General features: G+C 67.6%; 21 protein-coding genes and 1 pseudogene. 6 read left to right on the top strand and 16 right to left on the bottom strand.

Annotated features, from left to right (window positions below; genetic code table 11):
• Positions 1–100 precede the first annotated feature (100 nt).
• Positions 101–1669 carry a DUF3370 family protein gene (locus ACXMDP_RS10345; RefSeq protein WP_457766852.1) on the bottom strand — a complete coding sequence of 523 codons (1569 nt, stop codon included), beginning with the start codon at positions 1667–1669 and terminating at the stop codon, positions 101–103.
• Between the two features lie 335 nt (positions 1670–2004).
• Positions 2005–2727 carry a sigma-70 family RNA polymerase sigma factor gene (locus tag ACXMDP_RS10340; RefSeq protein ID WP_259730361.1) on the bottom strand — a complete coding sequence of 241 codons (723 nt, stop codon included), beginning with the start codon at positions 2725–2727 and terminating at the stop codon, positions 2005–2007.
• A gap of 34 nt (positions 2728–2761) precedes the next feature.
• Here ACXMDP_RS10340 and ACXMDP_RS10335 point away from each other — a divergent pair, with 34 nt between their 5' ends.
• Entirely contained in the window at positions 2762–3055 is a 294-nt protein-coding gene (locus ACXMDP_RS10335) for a hypothetical protein (protein ID WP_259730362.1), read from the top strand.
• A 303-nt stretch (positions 3056–3358) separates the two neighbouring features.
• Here ACXMDP_RS10335 and ACXMDP_RS10330 read toward each other — a convergent pair whose 3' ends face one another.
• The 3 genes from ACXMDP_RS10330 to ACXMDP_RS10320 all read right to left on the bottom strand — a co-directional run bounded on the left by ACXMDP_RS10330 (position 3359) and on the right by ACXMDP_RS10320 (position 6376).
• Positions 3359–4234 carry an ATP adenylyltransferase gene (locus ACXMDP_RS10330; RefSeq protein WP_457766851.1) on the bottom strand — a complete coding sequence of 292 codons (876 nt, stop codon included), beginning with the start codon at positions 4232–4234 and terminating at the stop codon, positions 3359–3361.
• Complete coding sequence (locus ACXMDP_RS10325) at positions 4221–5315, bottom strand: SpoIID/LytB domain-containing protein (protein WP_259730364.1); 1095 nt, start codon at positions 5313–5315, stop codon at positions 4221–4223. Before ACXMDP_RS10325 ends, ACXMDP_RS10330 begins: the two co-directional genes overlap by 14 nt.
• 149 nt (positions 5316–5464) lie before the next feature.
• Complete coding sequence (locus tag ACXMDP_RS10320) at positions 5465–6376, bottom strand: NAD(P)H-dependent glycerol-3-phosphate dehydrogenase (protein WP_311134151.1); 912 nt, start codon at positions 6374–6376, stop codon at positions 5465–5467.
• Between the two features lie 49 nt (positions 6377–6425).
• Between ACXMDP_RS10320 and ACXMDP_RS10315 the strand changes: the two genes are divergently transcribed.
• Positions 6426–7196 (top strand): SDR family NAD(P)-dependent oxidoreductase, encoded by a 771-nt coding sequence (locus ACXMDP_RS10315; RefSeq protein ID WP_259730366.1) that lies wholly within the window; start codon positions 6426–6428, stop codon positions 7194–7196.
• Between the two features lie 116 nt (positions 7197–7312).
• On the opposite strand, the gene ACXMDP_RS10310 is transcribed toward ACXMDP_RS10315, so the two are convergent.
• Positions 7313–7705 (bottom strand): DUF2237 family protein, encoded by a 393-nt coding sequence (locus tag ACXMDP_RS10310; RefSeq protein ID WP_255100886.1) that lies wholly within the window; start codon positions 7703–7705, stop codon positions 7313–7315.
• 154 nt (positions 7706–7859) lie between these two features.
• Between ACXMDP_RS10310 and ACXMDP_RS10305 the strand changes: the two genes are divergently transcribed.
• Positions 7860–8081 (top strand): hypothetical protein, encoded by a 222-nt coding sequence (locus ACXMDP_RS10305; RefSeq protein ID WP_094512850.1) that lies wholly within the window; start codon positions 7860–7862, stop codon positions 8079–8081.
• 265 nt (positions 8082–8346) lie between these two features.
• On the opposite strand, the gene ACXMDP_RS10300 is transcribed toward ACXMDP_RS10305, so the two are convergent.
• The 3 genes from ACXMDP_RS10300 to ACXMDP_RS10290 form a co-directional block, all read right to left on the bottom strand.
• Complete coding sequence (locus ACXMDP_RS10300) at positions 8347–8619, bottom strand: small RNA NsiR4-regulated ssr1528 family protein (protein WP_259730367.1); 273 nt, start codon at positions 8617–8619, stop codon at positions 8347–8349.
• A gap of 71 nt (positions 8620–8690) precedes the next feature.
• Positions 8691–12407 (bottom strand): methionine synthase, encoded by a 3717-nt coding sequence (gene metH / locus ACXMDP_RS10295; RefSeq protein ID WP_259730368.1) that lies wholly within the window; start codon positions 12405–12407, stop codon positions 8691–8693.
• Between the two features lie 47 nt (positions 12408–12454).
• On the bottom strand, positions 12455–13372 hold the full coding sequence (locus ACXMDP_RS10290; RefSeq protein WP_259730369.1) for a branched-chain amino acid transaminase: 918 nt from the start codon (positions 13370–13372) through the stop codon (positions 12455–12457).
• Between the two features lie 77 nt (positions 13373–13449).
• On the opposite strand from ACXMDP_RS10290, the gene cobN reads away from it, so the two are divergent.
• Entirely contained in the window at positions 13450–17310 is a 3861-nt protein-coding gene (cobN, locus tag ACXMDP_RS10285; protein WP_259730380.1) for a cobaltochelatase subunit CobN, read from the top strand.
• A gap of 59 nt (positions 17311–17369) precedes the next feature.
• On the opposite strand, the gene ACXMDP_RS10280 is transcribed toward cobN, so the two are convergent.
• From ACXMDP_RS10280 to ACXMDP_RS10255, 6 genes and pseudogenes are all read right to left on the bottom strand, one after another.
• Positions 17370–17912: a hypothetical protein gene (locus tag ACXMDP_RS10280; RefSeq protein WP_259730370.1), complete on the bottom strand. Its 543-nt coding sequence runs from the start codon at positions 17910–17912 to the stop codon at positions 17370–17372.
• Positions 17913–17941: 29 nt separating this feature from the next.
• Positions 17942–18595 carry a PHP domain-containing protein gene (locus ACXMDP_RS10275; protein WP_369803023.1) on the bottom strand — a complete coding sequence of 218 codons (654 nt, stop codon included), beginning with the start codon at positions 18593–18595 and terminating at the stop codon, positions 17942–17944.
• Positions 18585–19175, bottom strand: coding sequence for a protoporphyrinogen oxidase HemJ (gene hemJ, locus ACXMDP_RS10270; protein WP_094512843.1), 591 nt, complete (start codon positions 19173–19175; stop codon positions 18585–18587). The genes ACXMDP_RS10275 and hemJ overlap by 11 nt, the downstream gene beginning before the upstream one ends.
• A 27-nt stretch (positions 19176–19202) precedes the next feature.
• Complete coding sequence (locus ACXMDP_RS10265) at positions 19203–20786, bottom strand: cryptochrome/photolyase family protein (protein ID WP_259730371.1); 1584 nt, start codon at positions 20784–20786, stop codon at positions 19203–19205.
• A 150-nt stretch (positions 20787–20936) separates the two neighbouring features.
• Positions 20937–22859 (bottom strand): annotated as a pseudogene (gene uvrC / locus ACXMDP_RS10260) (excinuclease ABC subunit UvrC); the annotation flags it as partial.
• A gap of 25 nt (positions 22860–22884) precedes the next feature.
• Positions 22885–23403 carry a flavin reductase family protein gene (locus ACXMDP_RS10255; RefSeq protein ID WP_259730372.1) on the bottom strand — a complete coding sequence of 173 codons (519 nt, stop codon included), beginning with the start codon at positions 23401–23403 and terminating at the stop codon, positions 22885–22887.
• Positions 23404–23531: 128 nt separating this feature from the next.
• On the opposite strand from ACXMDP_RS10255, the gene coaD reads away from it, so the two are divergent.
• Entirely contained in the window at positions 23532–24023 is a 492-nt protein-coding gene (gene coaD, locus ACXMDP_RS10250; RefSeq protein WP_259730373.1) for a pantetheine-phosphate adenylyltransferase, read from the top strand.
• Position 24024: 1 nt separating this feature from the next.
• Entirely contained in the window at positions 24025–24978 is a 954-nt protein-coding gene (locus tag ACXMDP_RS10245) for a coiled-coil domain-containing protein (RefSeq protein ID WP_259730374.1), read from the top strand.
• Here ACXMDP_RS10245 and ACXMDP_RS10240 read toward each other — a convergent pair.
• Complete coding sequence (locus tag ACXMDP_RS10240) at positions 24953–26224, bottom strand: D-alanyl-D-alanine carboxypeptidase/D-alanyl-D-alanine-endopeptidase (protein ID WP_457766850.1); 1272 nt, start codon at positions 26222–26224, stop codon at positions 24953–24955. The genes ACXMDP_RS10245 and ACXMDP_RS10240 overlap by 26 nt on opposite strands.
• Position 26225: the final 1 nt, after the last annotated feature.

Below are 26225 nucleotides of genomic sequence, written 5' to 3'. Positions count from 1 at the left end.
GACCTAGCGCCCCATCATCTCCCTGAGGAACCGCTGTTGGGCCTCGGCCGCTTCCCGATAACGGCCAAGCAGCACGGTCTGGGTGCCGTCGTTGGCGCCTTCACCAGGCAGCTGGTTGAGCAGGGGTAGCGGGATGGCCGGCAGCGGGCGGATCCAGGCCGGCACCAAGGTGGGCAGAAAACGGGGGCGGCAGCCGGTGCCGGGGGTGGCGGCGTGGGACGCGCGGGTGCTGGTGCAGGGGGCGGTGCGCTGGCGGTGCGGCCGGAGGCGGGACGGGTAACCGGCACTGGGGCCGCCAGGGTGGGGGAGCTTTGGGAGCGGGCCGTTGGCGGGCGGCTTCCGCGGCGGCGGCACGGGCCATGGCGATGCGCTGTTCCCGCTCGCGCAGCTGAGCCAGCTGGTAGCTGGGCACCACGCTCAGCAGGTGTCCGGGCGTGGCATCGGCTGGGTACACCATGCTCACCCGCACAGGGTTGTTCACACCGGGGACCAGGTTCAACGAGGCCAGAGAAAGACTCTCGCCTGAACGCAGGCCTACGTGCACGTCGTTGTAGCCCTCCTTGGTACGGATGCCGATCGAGCCGCGGAAGGCCGTGAACTGGCGGCCGTTCGCGGTGGGATGGCTCATCACCAGCTCATAGGGCCCGTTGCCTTTGAGATTCAGATCCACATCGAAGCGCACACCATAGGTGCCCACGTTGTCGAGGGAGGAATCAATCATGCGGCTGGCCAGCGGGTTCACCTGCACTTCGCGGGTGCCGAAGGTGTGGCGGTTCGTGCTCGTGAAGGGCACGTGCAATGGGCCCTGATTGAGGTCGTGCACCAGGCTCGCCTGGTACTCATCGCCGATCGCCACGCCACCGACCCGTGAGAACACCTGGCCGTAGTGGATCTTTGAGAGCATGTCGAGGTAGATGCGGCCTGGCGCGAGCATCCCTTGATCCAGCACTGCGAACAGATCGGCATCAGTTTCCGGATCCTCCGCTGCCACCACCGCCATCTGGAATGGCCCGTCACTGCGGCCTTTCAGTAGGCCATTGGCGATGCCCCGGGCGGGCAGACGGGTGTGGAACAGTACCCGGCGGCTATAGGGAGGAACCACCAGGGTTTCCGGCATCTTGGGATCCAGCTCCCCGCGCAACATGATCACGGAGGTGGCATCGCCCGGTCCGGTGTTCCAGGGGCGCCGCCCCAGTGGTTTCACGCCCATCAGGTGGTTGCCTAGATAGGGAGCTTCAAAGCTATTGCGAACGGCGCCGCGCTCCATCTCAAGGGTGACAGGACGCGAGCCCGGGTTCATCACGATCGTGGCGATCGTGAGCTTGCCGCGCACATAACGGCCGCCGAGACGGCTGGCATTTTCTGGGAAATACTTGTGATGAACGTGGAGCCCGAAATCTCCGTTGAAAGTGTAAGTAGCGTTGTTGAGATATTGACGGGTTTCAGTGGCGATAGCCTGGCCAGGCGCTGTGTTCACAAGAATTCCCGGGCCGAAGACCTCCTCAGGCTGGTTGGAATGCAGCACCGGCACGGTGTTGAACGCGCCGTTGAGTGGACGGGCTGACTGGCCCGCCATCAAGGCCACGTAGGCGTGGGCGGCAGGCGCCTGCAGCACGAGCGTGCCGGCGATCACCACCAGACAGGGGCGAAGAAACCTTGTGGGAATCATGGGTCCCATTTGATTGATCTGGCGGGGGGACAACGGCAAAACGGTGGCGGTGCGGGGGTGGATGTGGTGGGCCAGTATTCCCTGCCTGCCTTTGGTTTCGACACTTGAAGGCCGAGTTCACCAACGGGTGGGGCAGGGAACGCATGGGCACCAGAGCACTGGCTAGAACCTTCAGGCACTGTGAAATTTTCCCATGTTCCCGCCCTTTGCCTGTTACGGATCCAGCAGCGGTGATCATGAAGCGATGCGCCGCCATCATCAGCAGCGCAAGATGCGCATGCTGACCTACTGGCGTGACGGAGTGGAGCGTCAGCTCGCTGCCGTGAATGCGGCGATCAGCACCCTGGAGAAGCAGATGCAGCGTGATGGGGTCCAGCCGGCGGAGTAACCACCTGCTGAAGGCCGCAGTCCAGTTCCTGCCTGAGCCGCTCCAGACCTTTGTGCAGGGCCCTGTGCACGCTCATCGGGCTGAGCTGAAGCCGGCGGGCCGCCTCCCGCAGGCTCAGCCCCTCCAGCACCACCTGCTCCACCACTTGACGCTGCCGGTTCTCCAGCTGAGTCAGCAGGGCCATTGCCTCGGCGGTTCCGCCATCGACGCAGTCGTCGTCGTCATGGTCTGCCGCAATGCCCTCCATCGAGGCTTCGAGCGGTGCCAGGCGGCGCAGCCGCTCCAGCCGCTCGAACGTGCACCATTGGGCCACGGACAGCTCCAGGCCGCTGCGCAGTTCGGCCTCACTCGGGCTCTGCCCGAATCGCGTCTGCCAGTCACGGGTGAACTGCCGCATCCGGTCCTGAAGCTCCTGCTGACGCCGCGGCAGCCGGATGGGCGGGGCCTGATCCCGCAGATAGTGCAGGATCGCGCCCCGGACGTGCTGGCGAGCAAAGGCGGAAAACGGCGTTCCGGTGCACGGTTCGAACCGCTCTGCGGCGCGGATCAGGCCCAGCAGGCCCACCTGGATCAGATCGTCCGCCCCCTCCCGACAAAGGGCGGCGTAGTGGAGAGCGATCGGCCTTACCAGCTCCCTGTAGGCCTCCACCCGCTGGTTGCGTTGTCGCACGGTGGCGTGCTGGCTGGCATGAGAGCCGGCATTCGTGTTCGTCCTGCGCTTCGTGGTCGGCGTGTTCGCCTTGGTGGCGTTTGTGGCCGAATTGACGGCGCTCAGGCGGCTTGCTGAAGCAGCGGTCTTGCTGCTGGTCGATCGGCCAGGCAAGAGCAAAGCCGATGCCGATGCTGCAGCCGAAGCGTTGGTGGGTGGAGTGTTGGTGGGTGGAGCGCTGGTTGGCGGGACAGGTGTTGGCGCGACGCTCAGCGGGATGGTGGAGCGCTGGGCCGCCAGAGGGGAGCAGGTCATGAACAGGGAAGCGGAGATGAGAAGGAAGCTGTAGGGAGAACCGCCGGTCGTTCCGGCCGGTTCCTTTTCCAGAAAGATCCCTTGCTGCCACCTTGTGCAACCGTGCTTTCACTGAACTTTTTGAAGAGGGTTCAGGACGAGACCGAGTTCTTCACCCCCAGCGCACCAACTGGTGGGTGCTGCAGGCTCCTCGTCCACATGCTCCAAGGCGCTGAGGGTCCTTGGTCAGCCTCATCCAGACCGTTTCCTTTGCGCCTCCCGAAATCAGCCGCGGCGCACAGGGCACGGCGAAGATCGGAGCCCACCTCCTATGCCAATCACTGGCCCACGTCCTCGCTCAGTGCCTCGTCTGAGGCGGGCCTTCTGCAGGCTCCAGCGCGGCGTCCACGGCCGGCGCCACGGCGCGGAGCAGCTGCCATGGTCCATGCTCCTTCAGCCACGGCAGATCCGACTGTTCCGTCAGCAGCAGGTAGCCAGCGAAGCCCAGCGCATTGAGGCTGAACCCGGCGGCATGTTCGCGGGTTCGCAGGATGGTGAGAAACCAGGAGCTGGTGAACAGCAGGTTGTAGGGATAGCTGGGCTCCCCACCGTCCGCCGGATCACCCAGGCCGAGCTCCAGGGCATGGCGGCGGTAGAGCATCGCCAGGTCGGCGGGTCCGCCGCCCTCGGGGCGCGGGCTGAGCCGGTAGCGCCAGGGCCAGGGTGGTGCCTGGCCCTGCAGCTGGGCGCGTAGGGCGGGCTCCAGGGGGCAGTTGGGTTCCCCGCGATGGCGGGGCAACAGCTGCAGATGCCGGTGAGGCTGGCTGGCGCCGGCCCGCCCGCTGCTGTTGAAGAACCACAGACCGGTGGTGTCCGCATCGACATGGGCCACCGCCTGCCAGTCGGCCGCTCTCAGCCAGCCGCTCTGCGGCGCCCAGCCCTGGGTGATCAGCAGCAGATGGCCGGCTTGCACCGGGTACTTGTTCAGGATCACCGCATGGCTCTCGCCCAGTCGCGTCACCTCCAGTTGCCGCTCCCAGGGGAGAAACGGGTTGGGCCGGGGCCCACCGCTGCGCAGGTGGCGCGGCACGGGCGAGTCGAGCTGGCGCAGCTGGAAGGGTGCCCAGGCTCCCGGCGGCAGCACCCTGGTGACGAGCGGCACCAGGGCACCGCGTTCGCGCGCGGCCTGGCTCTGCTGCAAGGCCGTTCGCCACAGGCGCTCAGTTCGCTCCACCGATCTGCAGGCGTGCCAGCGAGGCCCCACGGTAGTAGTGGCCCAGGATCTCGTTGTAACGCCGGCCCGCGAGGGCCAGTTCCTGGGCGCCTTCCTGGCTCATGCTCGCTCCCAGGTGCCCGTGGGCTTCCAGCGTGATCTGGCTGTTGGCCGCATACAGGCTTTCCACAATGCCCCCCTGGTAGCTGAGGATTAAGCCGTTGGTGCGCGCGGCAGCTTCGGTGGTGCGGCCATTCACCGTGGTGAGGCCCCGGTAGGCCTGCCAGCGGGTGGTGTCCCCCAGATGCCAGAACTTGTTGGCCGGTCGGGCCAGGTGGGCCAGGGCGTAGGAGCGGGCCGCCACCGCCTGGGCCTTGAGGGCCTCCATCGACCAGGACGTGGGCATTTCCGCCCCCACCACCGAGGCGATGTAGGCCTCCAGTGGCAGGTGATTGATCGGTGTGATGCCTCCCCGCTCCGCCAGCAGACGCAGGCGACCGGTGTACGGCTGGCCGTTCACCAGCAACGCTTCCCCGGGTGCGGTGTCCAGCCAGAGATCGTTGGCGCCGGTGCCGGCGCTGAGATCGACAGGGCTGCGGGCCTGACCCTGGGCCAGCACTTGCCCGTCGCCGTTGCGCAGCCACCAGGGGCCGGTGGCCGAAAAGCTGGGCTGGCCGGCCTGACGCAGCAGGGCCACCCGCACCTCAAGCGGAACCGGGCGGCCGGCGACCGGCTCCACCAGGGAGGCGGGGGCATCCGGCAGCAGGGCCGGAGCGGGAGGCTGCTGGGCGCGGCGCGCTTCGATCGCCCGCAGGCGGCTCTCCTCACCCGCCGGGTCGGTGGCTTCACCGGTGGTGCTGGCCGGCAGCAGCGCCTCCATCACCCGTGCGTCAAGGTCGGGCTTCGGCTGGCTGAACGATTGGGCATAGAAGCCGATGCCCAGAGCCACCACGCTCAAGGGTGTGGTGAGCAGCAGCGTGGTGCGGCGTTGAGGGCTGAGAGTCCGCTGCAGGCGTCGCGCCAGCCGCTCGCTGCCGAGCTTCAACGGACGCAGGGCACGTGCGCCCTGTGCCACCAACTGCTGCCCTGCCGGCCAGTTCATGAACCTTTCCCTCTGTTCACATCCCTGTCCCACTAGTCGTTGGAGCGATCATGGCTGAGAACGGCCGCGAACATACGGTTGTCGCGCAGACGTGGGCCCTGGATGGGCGCTGGTAGGAGCTGTGGGGCCTCTGGATGTGGCCCCGCGACTCACACCCATTCCCGGCGCAGATCGCGCTCCATCAGGGCCCGCACGGCTTCCTGCGGGGTGTTGCGCCGCTGCAGCAGGCCCACCACCTGCTCACAGATCGGCAGGTGCAGGGCATGCCGATGGGCCAGCACCAGCGCGGCTTCGGCCGTGGCGGGTCCCTCCACCGTGGCGCCGATGCGGGTGAAGGCCGCCGCTGCAGAGTCACCTTCGGCCAGATGCAGCCCGAAGCGGTAGTTGCGGCTCAGGGGGCTGTTGGCGGTGGCCAGGAGGTCGCCAAGGCCGGCCAGGCCGTAGAGGGTGGCGGGATCGCCGCCCAGCAGCTGGCTGAGCCGCCCCATTTCGGCCAGCCCGCGGGTCAGCAGGGAGGCCTTGGCATTGGCCCCCAGCCCGAGACCATCGCAGATGCCGGCCGCTACCGCCATGACGTTCTTGAGCGCGCCGGCCAGTTCGGTGCCGATCGGATCGGCGTTGGTGTACAGCCTCAGCCGCTGGCTGCTGAGCTGGCGTTGCAGCTCGCTGGCCAGTTCGGTGTGGATGGAGGCCAGCACGCTGGCGGCCGGCAGGCCCTGATCCAGCTCAGCCGCCAGGTTGGGCCCGCTCAGCACCAGGCACGCCAACGACGGAATGGCCTGCTGCCACAACTGGCTGGCTGTGCAGTGCTGCTGAAGGTCGATGCCCTTGCTGCAGCTCACCAGGGGCACAGCCCCGGGCCAGCCGGCGCTCAGCTGCTGCGCCAGCGCCGGCACCCCGGCCATGGCCACCGCCGAGAGCACCAGGTCTTGCTGCTGGAGCACCGCGGCTGGATCGCTGCCGTGGGAGCGCGACCACACCGCGAGCTCATGGCCCTGCTGGCGCAGCACGCTGGCCAGGGTGCGCCCCCAGGCCCCTTGCCCCAGAACGGCGATCCTCATTGCCATCGCGCCATCATGCGCCATCCCCTCCACCGCTTCGCCCCAGGTGTTGCCCCCGCTCCCGTCCCGGCCGTCCCTCAGCAGCTGGAGCGGCCATGCCCTGGTGGTGGGTGCCGGCGGCATCGGCCGCGCCCTGGTGCAGGCCCTGGCCGAGCGGGCCCCCGGGCTCTGCCTCTGGGGCGCCAGCCGCCGCGGCTGGCCTGCCCGGCCGGGAGAGCCGCAGCTGGGCGCGCGCGCACTGCAGCTCGACCTCTGCGCGGACGCCAGTCTGCAGGCCGCTGCCGCCACGCTGCAGGCCCAGGCCGGCACCTTGCGCCTCGTGATCAACACGGCGGGCCTCCTGCACGACGGCCCCGCTCTGCAACCGGAAAAGCGGCTCAGCCAGCTGAACCGCGCCGCCCTGGAGCGAGTGTTCGCGGTGAATGCCTACGGCCCGATTCTGCTGGCCCAGGCCCTGGAGCGGCTGCTGCCGGCCGCAGAGCCGGCGCTGTTCGCCAGCCTGTCGGCACGGGTCGGCAGCATCGGCGACAACAGCCTGGGGGGCTGGTACGGCTACCGCAGTGCCAAGGCCGCCCAGAATCAGTTGCTGCGTTGCCTGGCCCTGGAGTGGCGTCGCCGCCGACCCCTCGCCACCGTGACCCTGCTGCATCCCGGCACCACGGCCACCGATCTCTCAGCGCCTTTCCGCAGCGGCGTGCCGCCGGAGCGCCTGTTCAGCCCCGAGCGAGCCGCCCACCACCTCCTGGACGTGCTGGAACTGCAGGGCCCGGAGCAGAGCGGCAGCTTCCTGGCCTGGGACGGTAGCCCGGTTCCGTGGTGAAGGCGGGGTGTGAAGACGGTGGAGTGTTCGGCTGACGCGGGCTGATGTGACCGGGGTGACGTGAAGGGTGGTGCAGGTGGTGGGAGAGAGGTGATGCAGCTGCTGAGGCGCGGCGCTCACCCCACGTGGGCCAGCTCCTTCAGCAACTCCAGCGGGATCACCTCAAGTGCAGACGCTTCCGTGGCCTCCAGCCGCACCGGCGGCGCCACCCCGTCCTGGTAGGCCTCCAGCCAGCGGGCGGCACAGATGCACCAGTGGTTTCCGGGCTGAAGACCCGGAAAGCCGTAGGCCGGCATCGGTGTGGAAAGGTCGTTGCCGCGGGAACGGCTGTAGCGCAGGAAGACATCGTTCACCACACAGCAGACGGTGTGGCGTCCCGTGTCGCTGCTGTCGGTACGGCAGAAACCATCGCGGTACCAGCCGGTGCGGGGTGTGCATCCGCAGATCTCAAGCGTCTCACCGAGCACATTGCGGGCCACCACTGGCGCTGAAGAAGAACGCGGTTCCACGGATCGTGCCGAAATCATCCCAAAGTCTGCAGGACCAATGGCGGGAATGGCCCTGGGAGGTTGACGGAATCGGGGGGGCAGGCGTTAAAGGTCATTGTGCAGTGGTGCTGGAAGGCTCCCTTCTGCCGCCCTTACGACTTGCGATACCCCCTTCATGAGCTGGGATTTCACCGAAGATGCTGCCTTCATGGCGCTGCTCGACGCCTTCAAGGAAAGCGGTGAAAGCTCCGCGATGGAGTTTCTTGCCCACGGTGAAGGCGCTTTCCATTTCCAGGAGCTCACCCAGAATGCCGCCGGTGAGGGGGTCGACCTGAGTGATTCGACCGATCTCCAGGCGTTTCAACAAGAGGTGATCGACACCCTCGAAGATCTCTGATCCGGCTATGGCGCTGAAACCTCTCCGTTCAGTGCGTTGCCTTGATGGCTCGCTGACGGAGCTTCGGTGTTGGAGGATCTGTTTCGAACCCGCATGGCTGAATGCTGAGGGCCAGTGGCTCCCGGCCAAAGGCTTGGGGCTGAGATAAACGCATCGCTTGAACTGCCGCCTGCTGGTTGCGCTGACGCGGCGGAATCAAGCGCTGACCCAACGCAGGGCACGTCAGCGGACCGGTTCCTCCAGTAGCTGATTGAACCCAGGCGATTCAGCCGTAGAAGAAGGCGATTTCCTTGTCCTTGAGGCCATCCCAGCCGGCGGCCTTGAGGCGGGCATCAAGGCTGGCCTGATCGAAATGCTTGGCCCCGGTTTTCACCACCCGGTTGCGCATCGATTTCTTCACGCCGCTGCGGGCCCGTTGGGCCTCCAGTTCCATCACCTCGCGGTACAGGCTCAGCATCTCGGCCGGAATCGGCGAGCCGTCAAGGTCGAGTCCGGCTGCGATGGCCGCATCCACTCCGTCAGGTCCGGCAATGGCCATAGCAGCAGTGCAAGAGAGCCTCCCCAGCCTGACACCGCGCCCGTACCTGCCATCGCCTCGGGATGGCTTCCTCAGGCGCTGAAGTAGCGCGCCTGGCTGTGCAGGGCCACCAGGGCGGTGGTGCTCTGCTCGGGCTCCAGCTGGTCGCTTTCGTCCATGCTCAGCCCGATGCGCTCCGCCCCCAGCCATTGCAGCTGGGGACGGGAATCGGCCACGTTGGGGCAGGCGGGATAGCCGAAGGAGTAGCGGCTGCCGCGATAGCGCTGGGCAAGCACATCGCGCAGGGCGCTGGGTTCCTCGGCGACGAAGCCCAGTTCGCGTCGGATGCGCGCATGGGTCCACTCGGCCAGTGCTTCAGCCATCTGCACCCCCAGACCGTGGAAATAGAGATAGTCGGTGTAGCGATCGGCGGCGAAGAGTTCGCGCGCGAAGACTGTGGCCTTCTCCCCCATCGTGACGGCCTGCATCGGCAGCACATCGGTGGGCCGCCCCTGGCAGAGGTCGCGGTAGAAATCGGCGACGCAGTAGCGGTTGCCGCCCCTCTGGCGCGGCAGCTCGAAACGGCCCAGCTCCCGCTCAGGCGCGGCCGGATCGAAGACCACCAGCGCGTTGCCGAGCCGGCCACAGGGGAAGTAGCCGTAGGCCACCCGTGGAGTGAGCAACTTCTCCTCCAGGCAGCGCTGCATCCAGTGCTGCAACACCGGTTCGGCCTTGGCCGCCAGCATCTGCTCGTAGTCGTCGCGACTCTGCTGCTGCGTCTTGCGCAACTGCCACTGGCCGGCGAACAGGGCGTTGCGATCCAGGTAGCCGAACACCTCAGCCAGCGGAATCGCCTGCTCATCGAGCACGCGGCTGCCCAGGAACGGCGGCTGGATGGCGGCTTCTTCTGGAACGGCCTCGGAGCGATGGTCGTTGAGCGGCGCTGCTGCGCTGGATGGCGTCTCTGGCACGACTGCGGCAGCCGCTGGATCCTCGGCATCAGGGGCCGTCTGGGCCGCTGCTGCTGATCCCGGGGCTGCCGGTGCCCCTTCCGCACGGGCGGGGGCGGTTGTCGTGGCGTCATCGACCGTGTCTTCACCGCGCTCCAGCCCAAGTCCGGGCGGAATCTCACCGCTGAAGCCTTCCGCATCACTCCAGCGGTTGTTCTGCTTGGCCTCCACCAGCGCGTCCATGAAGCGCAGGTCGGCGAAGGCATCCCGGCCGTAGATCACCTGACCCCGGTAGACCGCGCGGCAATCCTTGTTGACGAATCGGGGTGTCAGCGCCGCCCCACCAAGAATCACCGGCACCTGAATGCCCGCCTCATTGAAAGCCTGGAGGTTGTCTTTCATGAAGGCGGTGGACTTCACCAGGAGGCCGCTCATGGCGATGCAATCGGCCTGGTGCAGTTTCTGGGCTTCGATGATCGCTTCCACCGACTGCTTGATGCCGAGATTCACCACCTCATAACCGTTGTTGGTGAGAATGATGTCCACCAGATTCTTGCCGATGTCATGAACGTCACCTTTTACCGTGGCGATCAGGAACTTAGCTTTGGCAGAACTCTCGCCTTCCACCCGTTCCATGAAGGGTTCAAGGAACGCCACGGCGAACTTCATCGTCTCAGCGCTCTGCAACACGAAGGGCAACTGCATCTGGCCGGAACCGAACAGCTCACCCACCACCTTCATGCCATCGAGCAGGAAGGTGTTGATGATCTGCAGCGGCGGGTACTTGGCGAGGGCTTCGTTGAGTGAAGCTTCGAGGCCGATGCGCTCACCATCGATGATGTGCTGGGTGAGGCGTTTCTCCACCTCCAGATCCGCCAGCTGCGGCCCCGCGTCGCGTGCTTCCCGGGCGCTGACCCCCTCGAACAGGGTGCTGAGCGTGGTGAGCGGGTCGTAGACGCAGACATCCCCATCGAAACGGCGTGCATCGGCGATCAGATCACGGCATACCTGTTGGTGTTCCTCGCTGATCTTGATCAGCGGCAGGATCTTGGCCGGGCTGATGATCGCCGCATCCATGCCGGCGGCACAGCACGCGTGCAGAAACACGGAGTTGAGCGTGATCCGCGCCGCTGGTGACAGCCCGAAGCTGATGTTGCTCACCCCCAGCACCACGTGCACGCCAGGAAGCTCGCTGCGGATGCGGCGGATCGCCTCGATCGTGGCGGCTCCATTGAGGCGGTCTTCCTCGATGCCGGTGGAGATCGGCAGCGCCAGGGGGTCGTAGAAGATTTCGTGCGCTGGTATGCCGAATTCCAGGGCATCGCGATAGGCGCGCTGGGCAATGGCGAACTTGCGCTCGGCGGTGCGCGCCATCCCCTCTTCATCAATCGTGCCGATCACCACGGCAGCGCCGTAGCGCCGCGCCAGTTCGAGCACCTTGAAGAAGCGCTCATCCCCATCCTCGTAGTTGGTGGAGTTCAGCAGACATTTCCCGCCTGCCACCTTCAGGCCGGCTTCCATCTTCTGCCACTCGGTGGAATCGAGCATCAGCGGCAGATTCACGTTCGTGACCAGCCGGCTGACCAGCTCATGCATGTCACGCTCACCGTCGCGGCCCACATAATCAACGTTGACGTCGAGCACGTGGGCGTTTTCCTTCACCTGGCCGCGTGCCACGGCCACCAGCCCGTCCCAGTCTTCTGCGTTGAGCAGATCACGCACCTTGCGCGAGCCGCTGGCGTTGAGCCGCTCACCGATGATCAGGAACGAGTTGTCCTGGTGGTATGGCGTGACGCCATAAATCGAGGCGGCCGCAGGTTCGTAGTGGAAAGCCGGCCGCTCCAGCCGTTGCTCCGGACGCCGCACGGCCCGCGGGCGGGGTAGCAGATCGGCAGTGAGCTCGCAGAGGGCTGCGATGTGGGCGGGGGTGGTGCCGCAGCAACCGCCGATCACCTGCACGCCGAGATCATTGACGAAGTGCATCAGCTGCAGCTTCAGCTCCAGCGGTGTCAGCCGGTAGTGGGCCACGCCGCCCACGTTTTCGGGCAGCCCGGCGTTGGGAATGCAACTCACCACGAACGGACTGTGCTCGCTCAGATAGCGCATGTGCTCCTTCATCTGCTCGGGCCCGGTGGCGCAGTTGAGGCCGAGCACATCGATCGGGAATGGCTCCAGGATCGACACCACCGCGGCGATGTCGGAGCCCACGAGCATGGTGCCGGTGGTTTCCATCGTGACCGATACCATCAGCGGCCGCCGCTGCCCGGTGGCGCTGAAGGCCGCTTCAATTCCCTGCAGGGCAGCCTTGATCTGCAGCACGTCCTGGCACGTTTCCACGATCAGCAGGTCCACGTCGCCCGCAATCAGGCCTTCCGCCTGCTCCCGGAAGGCGTCGCGCATCGTGTCGAAGTCGATGTGCCCAAGCGTGGGCAACTTGGTGGTGGGCCCCATCGAGCCGGCCACGAAGCGGGGTTTGGTGGGGCTGCTGTATTCAGCAGCGCAGGCGCGGGCCAGTTCGGCCGCCCGCTTGTTGATCGTGAAGGCCTGATCTTCCAGGCCGTATTCGGCCAGCACGATCGAGGCGGCGCCGAAGGTATTGGTTTCGATCACATCACAGCCGGCCTCCAGGAACTGGCGGTGCACGGCCTGCACGGCATCCGGCCGGGTGAACACCAGCTGCTCGTTGCACCCCTCCAGGGCTGCGCCACCGAAGTCGGCGGCGCTGAGATCCATCTGCTGGAGTGAGGTGCCTGTGGCCCCGTCAAACACCAGCACCGGCCGCTCAGGTGCGTGGAGACGCTCCAGAAACCCCATGCGCTGGGTCGCTGGCGCCCCTGCCTGCTGCACCGCTGCCGTCATCGATTACGCGCTCAAGGCCAGCTGTCACTGTAGGAAGTGCCGCTGGCTTACCCATCGAGCCGCACGCGGGTAACCCAGTGCTCGTAGGCCGGATCGCGGCCCTCGGTGATCGCGGTGAGGGCGCTGCGCAGCGTCTCCATGATCGGCCGCGGTCCAGCCAGATCCGTGGTTTCCACCCGGCGCACTGGCGTGACCCGGGCGGCGGTGCCGCTGAGGAACACCTCGTCGGCGACGAACAGCTCCGTTTTGTCGACCGCGCGTTCCAGGGTGGGGATCCCCATGGCCTGCGCCAGCTCGAGGATGCTGGCGCGGGTGATCCCCTCGAGGATGTCCTGGTCGACCCCGGGGGTGATCAGCACGCCGTCGCGCACCATGAACAGGTTCATGCCGCTGGCTTCGCTTACCTTGCCGCGGCTGTTGAGCAGAAGCGCTTCATCAAAGCCGCTCTTGACCGCTTCAGTTTTGGCCAGGGAGCTGGTGATGTACGCGCCGCTGATCTTCCCGCGCAACGGCAGGGAGCGGTCCTCCTGGCGGCACCAACTGCTGATGCGGCAGCTCACCCCATCGGGGGAGAGGTAATCGCCGAGCTCGATGCCGTAGATCAGGAAATCTGTCTCGATGTCGTGGAGGCGTGGCGCGATTCCCAGATCGCTGGTGTACACGAACGGCCGCAGATAGATTGGGGTGGTGGGACGGTTCGCCTGCAGGAACTGCTGAATCGCATCGAGAATCGTGGCCTCCGGCAGCTCGGCCAACAGCAGCCGCGCGCTCTGGGACAGGCGGCGCGTGTGCCGATCGGCGCGGAACAGCAGGATCTCGTTGGGATCTGCCGGGTTGGGCAGGGCCCGCATGCCGCCGAACGCGCCGGTTCCGTAATGGAGGGCGTGGGTGGCCACTGAAATCGTGGCTTCACCGAAGGGAACACAGCGGCCGCCGAACCAGGCGTAAGGAAGAAACTTCTGCATGCGGAAGCGCGTGGAGATGCGGCGCCGGCGGCGTTCGCTGGTGAGATCTTCTCACTGCCGGGGCCGAAGATGGCGTGATGCACCGTCTTGCCGCCGTTCCAGGCCTGCCTTCCGGCTTCGAGGACTCCGCCTTCGTGGAGCAGGAGTCCACGCCGTTGCTGGTGCTCAGCAGTTCAGACACCGATCTGCAGACCCTGGCCGCCGTTCTCGCCCGGCAGCCCAGTGCGGCGCCGGTACGGGGGCTGAACCTGGCGGCGCTGGCCGCGCCGGCGGCGCTCGATCACTACATCGCCACCAGCCTTTCCACCACCCGCGTGGTGCTGGTGCGGCTGCTCGGCGGACGGGGCCACTGGAGTTACGGGCTGGAGCAGCTGCATGCCTGGGCGGAGCACCAACCCGGGCGCCGGCTGATCGTGGCGGCCGGCACGGCCGATCAGGAGCTGGAGCTGGCCAGCCTTGGCAACGGGCCTGAGGATCTGGCCGTGGCGATCAGCCGCTGCCTGCGCGAGGGCGGTGCTGACAACCTGCGCCGCGTGCTCGACAGCCTGGAGGCGCTCGCCGCTGGCCAGGCGGCGCCAGCGCCGGTGCCCTTGCCCCTGGCCGACCCCCTTCCCCACGACTGGCGGGCAGACCCGGGGGCACGGGTGGGGGTGATCCTCTACCGCGCCCTGTTGCAGGCCGGCGACGATCAGCTGGCCACCGTCCTGCTCCAGGCCCTGCGCCGCCAGGGACTCTGCCCGCGGGCGCTGTGGGTGAGTGGCCTGAGGGATCCCGCTGTCCAGCAGGGGGTGGCCGACCTGCTGGACAGGGAGGGGGTGCAGGGCGTGCTGTGCACCACCTCCTTTGCCTCGGTGCAGTTCGAGGAAGCGGGTCTGGGTGCCCCGCTCTGGGACCGCCTCAACGTGCCGGTGATTCAGGTGCTCTGCAGCACCCGCAGCCGTGAGCAATGGGCTGCCAGCAGCATCGGCCTCGGCCCGCTCGATCTCAGCCTGCAGGTGGCTCTGCCCGAGCTTGACGGACGCATCACCAGCCGGGTCGGTGCCTTCAAGGAGCTGGAGCGGGCCGATACCTCGCTTTCGGCAGCGCTGATGCACTACCAGCCGGATCCGGAACGGCTCGACTGGATCGCCCGCCTGCTGGCGGCCTGGGTGGAGCTGCGCCTGACCCCGGTGAAGCAGCGCCGTGTGGCCCTGGTGCTGGCCAACTACCCCACCCGCAACAGCCGCCTGGCCAATGGCGTGGGGCTCGACACCCCCGCCAGCGCCGCGGCGATGCTGCGCTGGCTGGCGGAGGCCGGCTATGACCTGGGCGTGACCCCCTCCGAGCTGCCCGCGGAACTGACGACAGGCCTTCCCGCTGACGGGGATGCCCTGATCCAGCAGCTGCTGTCCGGACGCACCAACGACCCGGAAAGCCAGCACCGGCCGCCGCTCGATCACCTGCCCCTGGCGACCTATCTCGCCTGGTACCAGCAACTCCCGGCGGCGGGCAGGGCCGTGCTGGAGGCCCGCTGGGGGCCTCCAGCTGCCGATGAGGGCCTGGAGCAGGGGCCGGCTGGTGCCGGCTTCCCGATCCGAGGTCTGCGCTTCGGCGCCGTGGCCGTGCTGGTGCAGCCGGAGCGGGGCTACGGCCGCGACCCCAGCCTCAGCTATCACTCCCCCGACCTGCCGCCCACCCATGCCTACCTGGCCCAGTATTTGTGGCTGCGCCAGGTGGCCGCCAGCCAGGTGGTGGTCCACGTGGGCAAGCACGGCAACCTGGAATGGCTCCCCGGCAAGGGGCTCGGCCTCTCCGATCAGTGCTTCCCGGAGTGGGCGCTGGGGCCCATGCCCCACCTGTATCCGTTCATCGTCAACGATCCGGGCGAAGGCTCCCAGGCCAAGCGCCGCGCCCAGGCGGTGATCCTCGATCACCTCACCCCTCCGCTCGATCGGGCCGGGCTGCACGGGCCCCTGCAGGAGCTCGAAGCCCTGCTCGACGAGTACTGGGAGGCCCGCCAGCTGGGCAGCGAGCGCGTCGCTCCCTTACGGGAGCGGCTCGCCGGGCTGCTCTCCTCCCTGGAGCTGCCCGCGCCTGCCACTGCTGGAGACGGCATATCTGCAGATGGATCAGCTGCAGACAGATCATTCGCGGCCGGCGCTGCTGTGGGATCCGCCTCTGCCCAGGCCATCGATGATCTTGAAGCGCGTCTCGATGGCGCCGATGGCTACCTGTGTGAGCTGAAGGAAGCTCAGATCCGCACCGGCCTGCATGTGTTCGGCCACCTGCCTGGCCCCCAGCCCTTGCTGGAGCTGCTGCTGTGCCTGGTGCGGCCCCCCCTGGCCGAGGGCCCTGGTCTCACCCAGGCCCTGGCCGCTGATCTGCAACTGGAGCTGGACCCGTGGGCGGATGCCGAGGAGGCGCCACTCAGCGTCGCGGATCGCCTCCGCCTCCAGGCGTCTCCCGCGGCCGCCGTCTCTGACTCGGCCTCTCCCTCTGCCCCGACCGCCCTGCGCCGCTGTGGTGATGCCGTTGCCCTACTGGAAGCACAGGCCCTCGATCTGCTGAAGCCGCTGCTGGCGCCCACCACCGCCACTGCCGCTTCTGCAGCGGTGGTGGTGGGGCCAACAACCCAGGCCGTACTGGAGCGTGTGCGGCGTCAGCTGCTGCCGCGCCTGCTGGCCTGCGCCAGCGCCGAGCGTCAGGCCCTGCTGCGGGGCCTGGCCGGGGAACGCATTGCCGCCGGGCCCTCCGGGGCGCCCACACGCGGCCGCCCTGATGTGCTGCCCACCGGCCGCAACTTCTACAGCGTGGATCTGCGGGGGCTGCCCACCGAAGCCGCCTGGGACCTGGGGCGTCGCAGCGCCGCCCTGCTGCTGGAAGCCCACTTGCAGCAGGAGGGAGACGACCTTCGCCACCTGGCCCTGTCGGTGTGGGGCACCGCCACGATGCGCAATGGCGGCGAGGACATCGCCCAGGCGCTGGCGCTGATGGGGGTGCGGCCGATGTGGGACGGACCGACCCGGCGCATGGTGGATCTGGAGGTGATTCCGCTCAGCCTGCTGCAACGCCCCCGGGTGGATGTGACGCTGCGCATCTCCGGCCTCTTCCGCGATGCTTTCCCGCAGTTGGTCGACTGGATGAATCAGGCCAGCCGCCGGGTCGCTGTTCTTGATGAAGACGAGAGGCACAACCCGCTGGCAGCCCATGCCCGCCAGGAAGGCCAAAGCGGCAGGGTGTACGGCTCGGCGCCGGGGGCCTATGGGGCGGGGCTTCAGGGGCTGATCGACAGTGGTCAGTGGGAGCAGCGGGGCGATCTCGGTGAGGCCTTCCTCAACTGGAGCGGCTGGCGATACGACGCCAGCGGTGACGGCCGTTGCGAGGCCAGCCCTGATCGCGAGGGGCTGGAGCAGCGGTTGCGTCAGGTGGAGGTGGTGCTCCACAACCAGGACAACCGTGAGCACGACCTGCTGGATTCCGACGACTACTACCAGTTCCAAGGAGGGCTCAGCGCCGCCAGCGAACGGGTGCGCGGTAGCGCTCCGGCCCTCTGGTTCGCTGATCATTCGCGCCACCAGCGGCCGCGCGTGCACCGGCTGGAGCATGAATTCGACAAGGTGCTCCGCTCACGCGTGCTGAACCCGCGCTGGATTCAGGGCATGCTTGCCCACGGATACAAGGGCGGTTTCGAGCTGGCCGCCAGCCTCGATTACCTGTTCGCCTATGACGCCAGCACGGGCCGGGTGCCGGATTGGAGCTATGGGGCCATCTGCCGCCAGTGGCTGCAGGACGACGACGTGTTACAGGCGCTGCGGCAGTCGAACCCGTGGGCGCTGCGGGACATGGCCGAGCGGCTGCTGGAGGCCGCCAACCGCGAGCTGTGGCAGGGAGCAGACCCTGCCCAGCTCAAACACCTGAAGGCCTTGGTGATCGGCAGCGAAAGCCTGATCGAAACCTGAACAAGTGAACCGCGGCCACTCACATTCAAGGAGTGAACCGCGGCCGTTCACCAAGCCGATCAGTTGTTGAGGTCGCGGGCCATGGCCTTGAACGGGTCAATGTCGCCAGGCTTGGCCGGCTTCTGGGTGAACTGGGGCTGGGAACTGCCGGCGGCATCGGCCTTGCGGCCTGCAGAGTTGCCGCCGGGCGTGTTGACGGCGACTGCCGCGCCCTTGAGCCGCTGACCCAGTTCAGCGGAGGTGAGGCGGGCCGCGAAGGTTTTCTTCACCGGCTTGGGCACGCCACCGGTGAGGCTGGTGTTGGATTCAGGCGATGCGTTCACCGGCAGGCCGCTGCTGGCTTTCTCCAGACGCGCCGACATCGAATCGACTTCCTGCACCATCTCCTTTTCACCCGGATTGTCGGCATTGCCGGGGAAGGTGTGCCGGATTTTGTTGGAGCGCCGCATGTACTCCACGTTGCCCATGGAGCTGGAGGTGTCGGGGTCGAGGAAGAACGTCTGTTCGCCAGCCTTGGCGGCGGGCTTCTCGGGTTTGGCCGGCTTGGAGGAGAAGCTGCCGTCCTTGGTACCGATGTTCAACAGACGATCGAAGAGACCCATGGTGAGGAAACGGAAACCTGTGATGAACCCTAGCGGCCTGACAAGGCCAGTCCATGGGTATCGGTGCCACAACTTCTCAGCAAACCCAGGCTCTGCAGCTGGCTGGCGATCGCGTCACACACCAACGGTGTGGGCTGCCAGCGGCTGGTCAGGTCGTAGTCGTAGAAGGCTTCGGCCCCATCGAAGCCGAGCTCTGCCGCCGCCGCGATCAGCTGCTGGTGGGGACGCCGGTAGCGGGCCGGATGGGCCAGCAAGGCCAGGCCACCGGCGGCATGAATCGCTTCCCGCACCTTGCCGGCGCGCAGCCCTGGCCCCACCACCGCATGGCCGCGCACGTAAGGCGCCAGGGCCGGGTGGTGCAGCTCGAAGCCCAGGGCCAGCACATGCACCAGGCACCCCTCCAGCAGGCAGCTGATCTCCACCCCGCTCCACAGCTGCGGCACCCGCTGCCCCAGCCGCTGGCGCTCCTCCAGGTGCGCACGGGCCGGTTGGTAAGCCGCGATGCTGTGGTGATCGGTGACGGCGAAATGCTCCAGGCCCATCGCCAGCGCCTGGTCGGCCACGGCGGCCGGTTCGAGGCTGCCGTCGCTGCAATGGGTGTGGCAATGGAAGTTGAGCCGGGTGGGGCAGCTCTGCGCGTCCACCGCAGCCAGCACCTCCACGAGTGGGTGGTCAGCCGGCACCTGCGATCGCCTCCCGTTCGGAACGCAGCCGCCGCCAGCGGGCATAGAACTGGATCGAGGCCGCCATCGCCACCACCAGGGCCACCAGGAACCAGGTGGCAGCTCCCGTGGGGAACTGGGCCTTGAACACCACCAGCATCACCACCAGCACCAGCATCAGGGTGGGCAGCTCATTGAGCGCCCGCAGCTGCCTGCCACTCCAGCGACAGGTGCCCGCCTTGAGCTGCCCCATCAGTCGATAGCAGAACCAGTGGTACACGAGCAGGGCCAGCACCACGGCCAGCTTGGCGTGCATCCAGCTCTGTTTCAGCCAGATCGGCTGCACCAGCAGCAACCCCACCGCCATCGTCACCGCCACCACCATGCCGGGCGTGGTGATGATGTTGGCCAGCCGGCGCTCCATCAGCTCGTACTGGCTGTGGAAAGCGGCGCGCAAGGGCTCGTCCAGCGCTTCGGCTTCCACGTGATAAATGAACAGGCGCACCAGATAGAACAGTCCGGCGAACCACACCACCACGCCAACAATGTGGAGGGTCTTGAACCAGAGGTAGGCCTCGGGGGGCAGGGCCAGGGCCGGCATCGGCAGCGAAGGGATGGCCCGTTCAAGTTAGGCGGCACCGGTGGGGGCCGATCCGGCCGCCCGCTCCAGGTGGGCCGCAGCGGCGACGGCGACCGCTTGCCGCTCCTCAGCAGGGAGGCGATCGAGCTGGGCGATCACCAGGGCCATGCGGGGATTGCCGCGCAGCAGGGCTTCGTGGCGGTCCAGGAAGTTCCAGTAGAGGGTGGTGAAGGGGCAGGCCGCTGGCCCGGTGCGCTGTGCCGGATCGAAGCGGCAGCTTTTGCAGTAGTTGCTCATGCGGGCGATGAAGCGGTCGCTGGCGGCGTAGGGCTTGCTGGCCAGCTGCCCGCCGTCGGCAAAGACCCCCATGCCCAGCACATTGGTCTGCATCACCCAGTCGTGGCCGTCGATGAACAGGCGGTGGAACCAGACGGTGAGGGCCTGGGGATCGAGCCCTGCCAGCAGGCCGTAGTTGGCCAGCACCATCAGCCGCTGGATGTGATGGGCGTAGCCGGTGCGATCCAGTTCGCCGAGCACCTGATCCAGGCAGGCCATGCCGCTGCCGCCCAGGTGCTCGAACCAGAGGGGCAGGGGCCGGGTGTGGCCGAAGTGGTTGCGGCCTGCATACCCCTCGCCGAACCAGTGGTAGAGGCCGTGCATGTATTCGCGCCAGCCGAGCAGCTGCCGGATCACCCCCTCCAGGCTGGCGAGCGGCACCGGTGGCTCCACGCCGCTCGCCGCGCCCGTACCTGCCGACTCCAGCCGGCGGATCACCTCCAGCGGTTCCAGCAGGCCCAGGTTCAGGTAGGGGCTGATCAGGGCATGCCAGAGCGTGGGCTGGCCGCTGACCATGGCGTCCTGGTAGGGGCCGAAACCAGCCAGGCGGGTGGCCACGAAGTGATCAAGCACCTGCAGCGCCTGCTGGCGGGTGACCGCCCAATGGAAAGGCTCCAGCGCACCGGGTAGCGGCGCTTCCCCGGCGGCGGCCCGCTCCGCATCGAGGCGCCGCACTTTCTCGATCACGGCCCGCGTGATCGCATCGGGGCTGAACAGCAGCGGGGCCGGCCCTTCCAGTCCCTGGCGCGGTGGCTTGCGGTTGTCCTTGTCGAAGTTCCACTGCTGGCCGCGCGGTTCGCCGTCCTCCATCAGCACGCCGAAGCGGCGGCGCCCCTCCCGGTAGAAGAGCTCCATGCGCAGCTGCTTGTAGCGGCCAGCCCAGGCCGCGAACGCCTCCCGGCTCCAGAGGAAGTGGTTGGAGGGCAGCCATTCGAGCTGCACCCCGGTGCGCCCGCCCAGATCAAGCCGTTCGATCGCCTGCCGGAAGGGGCGATCCGCCGGCTCCATCACGCGCAGGGTGCGGATGCCCTGCCTCTGGATCCAGTCGATCAAGGTGGTGCCGAATTCCGCCGCCTCCAACAGGTCCACCTGCCAGCCGAGCGCCTGCAGCTCGACGCTGAAGTGCCGCATGGCGCTCCACACCAGCACCAGCTTCTGGCGGTGGTAGCGGCGGCGGGCCACCACACCACTGCTCTCGATCAGCACCACCCGCGCCTGGCCGGGGGCGCTGCTGGCCAGAGCAGCTTGCTGCGCGTGCAGCTGGTCACCCAGCACCCAGAGTCCGAGCCCCGCCATGGCTCCTGCTCAGTTCACGAGGGCGGCGCCGGCGCCGCTGCCGATCCGGCCAACAGGCTCCTGCGCAACGCTGGGGGCTTCATGCCGCTCACAATCGGCGGCCGGCACCAGGTTGTCCGGATCGGGCCCGCCATGGTCAGCCGTGTCGTGGTCAGCCTCGGGGTGGAAGTAGCTCCAGATCTGCTGGGCCAGGGCGGGGCCCACGCCGGGCGCCGCAGCGATCTGGGCCGGGCTGGCCAGCTGGATCGCATCGATCGAGCGGAAGTGCCCAAGCAGCTCCTTCACCCGTTTGGGTCCCAGCCCGGGGATGTCGCTCAAGCGCGAACGCTTCATCCGCTCCCCCCGCTGCTGGCGGTGGAAACTCACCGCGAAGCGGTGCGCTTCATCGCGCAGACGCCGCAGCAGCACGACGCCGAGCTGGTCGGGTTCGGTCTCCAGCGGCTGGCTGGTGCCGGGCAGGAACACTTCCTCCCGCTGCTTCGCCAGGGAGCACACCACCAGGTCTTCGTGCAGGTTCAGTTCCCGCAGCGCCTCCATCACCGCCGAGAGCTGTCCTTTGCCGCCATCGATCATCACCACATCGGGCCAGTCGTTGAGGCCGCCGGTGTGGAGTGCGGTGCCTGTGGCCTTGCGCAGTGCCACCAGATCGGCCCCCTCCGCCTTCGCCTGGGCCCAGCGGCGGAAGCGGCGGCGCATGATCTCGGCCATGGCCATGAAGTCGTCGGAGTGGCCTGAGCGGATGCTGCTGCTCTGGATGCGGTATTTGCGGTAGTGCTGCTTGGCCGGCAGCCCATCCATGAACACCACCTGGGAGGCCACCGCGTCGCTGCCCTGGATGTGGCTGATGTCGTAGCCCTCCACCCGACGCGGCGGCTCGGGCAGATCCAGCAGTTGGGCTAGGTCTTCGGTGGCGAGCTGGTGCTGCTCGGCGCTGCGCTGGGCCCGGCCCAGCTCGAAGGCCGCATTGCGTTCCACCAGTTCGATCAGATCGGCCTTCTGTTGCCGCTGCGGGTGCTGCAGCCGTACCTTGCGGCCCCGGCGCTCACTCAGCCAGTCTTCCACCAGCGCCTGCTGCGGCAAGGGGTGCTGCACCAGCACCTCCGGTGGGATCTCCACCGGCTCCACCTGGCTGTAGTGCTCTTCCAGCACCCGTTGCAGGATCGCCCCGGGGCTGGCGACCGTGGCATCGGCGGTGTAGCCGAGCCGCCCCACCAGCTTGCCGGCCCGCATCTGAAACAGCTGCACGGCGGCCACGCGCGCATCGGCCGCCAGCGCCAGCACATCCCTCGACACGGAGGCATCGGGCAGGGCCATCTTCTGGTCGGCGGTGAGCTGCTCGAGCCCCTGCATCTGGTCGCGTACCCGGGCGGCCGCCTCGAAATCCTCCCGTTCGGCGTAGCGCTCCATCTGGGCGCGTAGCAGCACAAGCAGTTCGTCGCTGCGGCCCTGGAACACCATGGCCACCTTGCGCAAGGTGTGCTGGTAGGCCTCAGGGCTGATCTTTTCCTGGCACACGCCGGGGCAGCGGCCGATCGCGTGGTTCAAGCAGGTGCGATCCCGGTAGAGAGGCTGGGGGCGCTGACGCAGCGGAAACACCCGCTTGACCAGAAACAGGGTGCGGCGCAGAAGACCCACATCCACATAGGGCCCGTAGAAGCGATCGAGCGGGCTGCGCAGCCGGCGGCGACGGGTGATGAAGATGCGCGGGTAGGCCTCGCTCCAGGTGATGCAGAGATAGGGATATTTCTTGTCGTCCTTGAGCAGCACGTTGAAGTGCGGCTGGTGGTTCTTGATCAGGTTGGATTCCAGCGCCAGCGCCTCGGCTTCGCTGTCAGTGACGATGAACTCGATCTCCGCCACCTGACGCACCATCAGGCTGATGCGGGGGCTGAGGTCGTGGGAATCACGGAAGTAGCTGCGCACGCGGCTGCGCAGGCTCTTCGATTTGCCGATGTAAAGGATGCGGTCGTCGAGATCGCGCAGCAGGTAGCAGCCCGGCTCGGCCGGCAGCTCCTTCAGCCGCTGGGCCAGCCGTGCCTGATCCTTCAGCAGCGGTTGCAGCGTGGTCCCCATGCCCAATGCTCCCGCGAGAGGCGGCTCAGCCGCCGTACTGCCAGCCGGTGGTGGACAGCTCCAGTGCGGCGCCATCGCGGTGAAGCTGGGCCGACTTAACTTCCGCCACGAACACGGTGTGATCACCGTGGGCCACCTGGCCCACCACCGCGCATTCCACGGCGCCGAGCGCGTCGTCGAGCACAGGCAGGCCCAGGGGCCCGAGCGTGAAGGGAGCGGCATCGAAGCGGCCACCGATGCCTTTCTGGGGCTTGAAGAACACCGCCGCCAGGTCTTTCTGCTCGGCAGAGAGCACGTTGAGCGAGAAGCGGCCCGTGCGGCTGATGATGCCGTTGCTGGTGGAATCGGCGCGCACGGCCATCACCACGAGCGGCGGATCGAACGACCCCTGGGTGACCCAGCTGGCGGTGAAGCCGTTGACGTCATCGCCCTCGGCCACGCCACAGATGAACACGCCGTGGGGGATCTTGCGCAGCAGGGTTTTCTTGGCGGCGCTGTCGAGCACGGGGGCGGCGGCGCCATCGACGTTGAGATCCACAGCCATGGCCTGGTTCCTGGAGGTGATTCCAACCTTAGGCAAGCCGGAGGGGGGGACCGCTCGCGACCGCAGCCAGCAGCAGCCTCCATAGGATCCCCCGCCGCTCCCGCCGCCGGGCCCTCGCCCCCGCTCCCATGAAGGCCCTCTACCCCGGCAGCTTCGATCCGATCACCCTTGGCCACCTCGACCTGATCGAGCGCAGCAGTCGCCTGTTCGAGCAGGTGCTGGTGGGGGTGCTGCAGAACCCCTCCAAACAGCCCAGCTTTTCGCTTGACCAGAGGCTGGCGCAGATCCGCCGCGCCACCGCCCATCTCAGCAATGTGGAGGTGGGCAGCTTCGACGGCCTCACCGTGGAGTTCGCGCGCCGGACGGGCACGGGAGTGATCCTGCGGGGGCTGCGGGCGATGAGCGATTTTGAGTTCGAGCTGCAGATCGCCCACACCAATCTCAGCCTGGCGCCGGAGGTGGAAACGCTGTTCCTGGCCACCGCCGTGCCCCACAGCTTCCTCAGCAGCAGCGTGGTGAAGGAGGTAGCGCGCTTCGGCGGTGAGGTGCGCCACCTGGTGCCCGGCGGAGTGGCGGAGGAACTCGCCAGGCTCTTTAATCAGACATTCCCGCCCCGATGAGATGACCGAGACTCGGATCAGCGTGCTGGAACAGCTCGAACAACTCGAAGAGATCGTGCTGGAGGGCTCGCGCATCCCCTTCAGCGGCGGCCGGCTGGTGAACGAGCAGGACGCCATCGAGGTGTTCGACACGATTCGCGAGAAGCTCCCGGCGGAGCTGCTTCAGGCGCAGGAGCTGCTGGCTCAGCGCGACACGTTCATCGCCAAGGCGCGGCAGCAGGCCGAAGAGATCATGGTGCAGGCCCGCCGCGAGCGGGAGCAGCTGATCAATGCCGCTTCGGTGCGGCAGGAAGCGGAACAGCAGGGGGCGCAGATCCGGGAGCACACCCGCCAGCAGTGCGAGCAGATGCAGCTGGCCACCCGTCAGCAGGTGGCCCAGGCAGAGCAGGAGCACCAGACCCGTCAGGCCCAGATGGAGCAGCAGTTCGGTGCGCGCCGCCAGCAACTGGAGCAGGAGGCGATCCAGCGCCGCCAGCAGCTCGACGCCGAGTACACCGAGCTCAAGCGTCAGCTGGGCGACCAGCATGAACGCAGTCGTCAGCAGAGCCTGCAGGAGATCGAGCAGATCCGCCAGGAAGGCTTGCGCATTCAGCGCGAGAGCCAGGCGGAGGCCGAACGCCTGCACAGCGACGCCCTGCAGTTCCGCCAGCAGACCCAGCAGCAGTGCGAACAGTTGATCACCCGCACGCGGCAGGAGGCGGGAGCGGTGCAGGAAGGCGCCAACCGTTATGCCGAGCAGGTGCTGACGGAGCTGGAAACGCGGCTTGGCGAACTCAACAAGGTGGTGCATGCCGGGCGGCGTGAGCTGGGGCGGCTGCAGACCAGCGAGACCCCTCCGGCCAGTGATCGTGCTGCCCTCCAACCCGCCGCTGAGGCTGAAGCCAAGGAGGCTCCCCTCACCAGCCGCGCCCGCCGCGCCGCCTCACGCCTCAGGCAGGTGGCTGGCAGAGGCTGACGATCTGCACGTCGCGGAGCACCCGGCCGATCGTGGTGTTCGGTGAACTGGCTCCATTGGAGATCAGGCTCACGTAGCGGGGGCCATCCGTGGTGTCGAGCACGCCGCTGATCGAACGCACGCCGGTGAGCGTCCCGGTTTTGGCGTGCAGGCGTCCGTCGAGGCTGGTGCCCTTGTAGAGATTGCGCAGGGTGCCGCGCCGCCCGGCCACGGCCATCGAGGCGATGTAGTTGGAGCCGAAGGGGTGCTGGGCCATGCGCAGAAGCAGGCCGGCGAGCAGGCGGGAGGTTAGCCGGTCGCCGCGGTCGAGGCCGCTGCCGCCCATCACCACCACACCTTCGGTGGGCAACCCCTGGGCCCGCAGCCATTGCAGGGCAGCCTGCCGGCTCTGGGGCAGCGACCAGGTGCCGCTTGCCTGCCGCAGCAACACCTCAGCGGTGAAGTTGTGGCTTTCGGAATTCGCCAGGCTGAGCAGGTTGTGCATCGGTGCTGAGGGTTCCTCGTGCAGCAGCACGGATCCTTCCGGCAGCGGTGCCAGGGACGACACCATGGCCAGTTGCACGTTCCGCCCTCCCTGGCTGGTCAGTGTGCGGGTGAGCAGGCGCTGCAGACGACCGGGTGGATTGGCCACAGCCATGTCGATCGCGTTGCTGGTGATGGCCAGCCGGGTGATCGGCGCCCCATAGGCGTAGGCGCGATCCTCCGGATGCCAGCCCTGGGGCCACCAGGCCTGGGGCGGTTCTTCGGCCAGCTCCAGGCGCACATTGGCACCCGGCAGGCCTGGCCCACCTCCTGAACCAAGGGCCAGCTGGGCGAAGCGCTGCAACTGGGGCAGATCGAGATCGGGATCCCCCTCGCCGGTGAGGCGCAGGGTGCCATCAGGCAGACGCCAGAGCCGGGTGGTGAGGCGGTAGTCGGGGCCCAGCCGGTCGAGGGCGAAGGCGGAACTGACCAGCTTCTGGTTCGAGGCCGGCACGCGCGGACGCAGGCCGTTCACATCGGCCAGCAGCCGGCCGTTGCCATCGGCCACGGTGACACTCCACACACCGATTTCGGGGCCGAGGTGGGCGCGCACCCGTTGCTGCAGGGCCGGGCAGCTGACCTGGTTCTGTAACTGGGGCAACCCGACGGCCGGCGGCGCCGCCGGCAGGCTCGCCATCGGCATGGCCATGGCCGGAGCGCAGGTGGCCAGCGCCAGCCCGAGGCTGAGGCCGAGGCGGCTGAGCTTCTGAGCGGAACGTGTCATG

The organism is Cyanobium sp. ULC065 (assembly GCF_977927515.1).
This window is presented reverse-complemented; position numbering and strand designations above follow the sequence as displayed.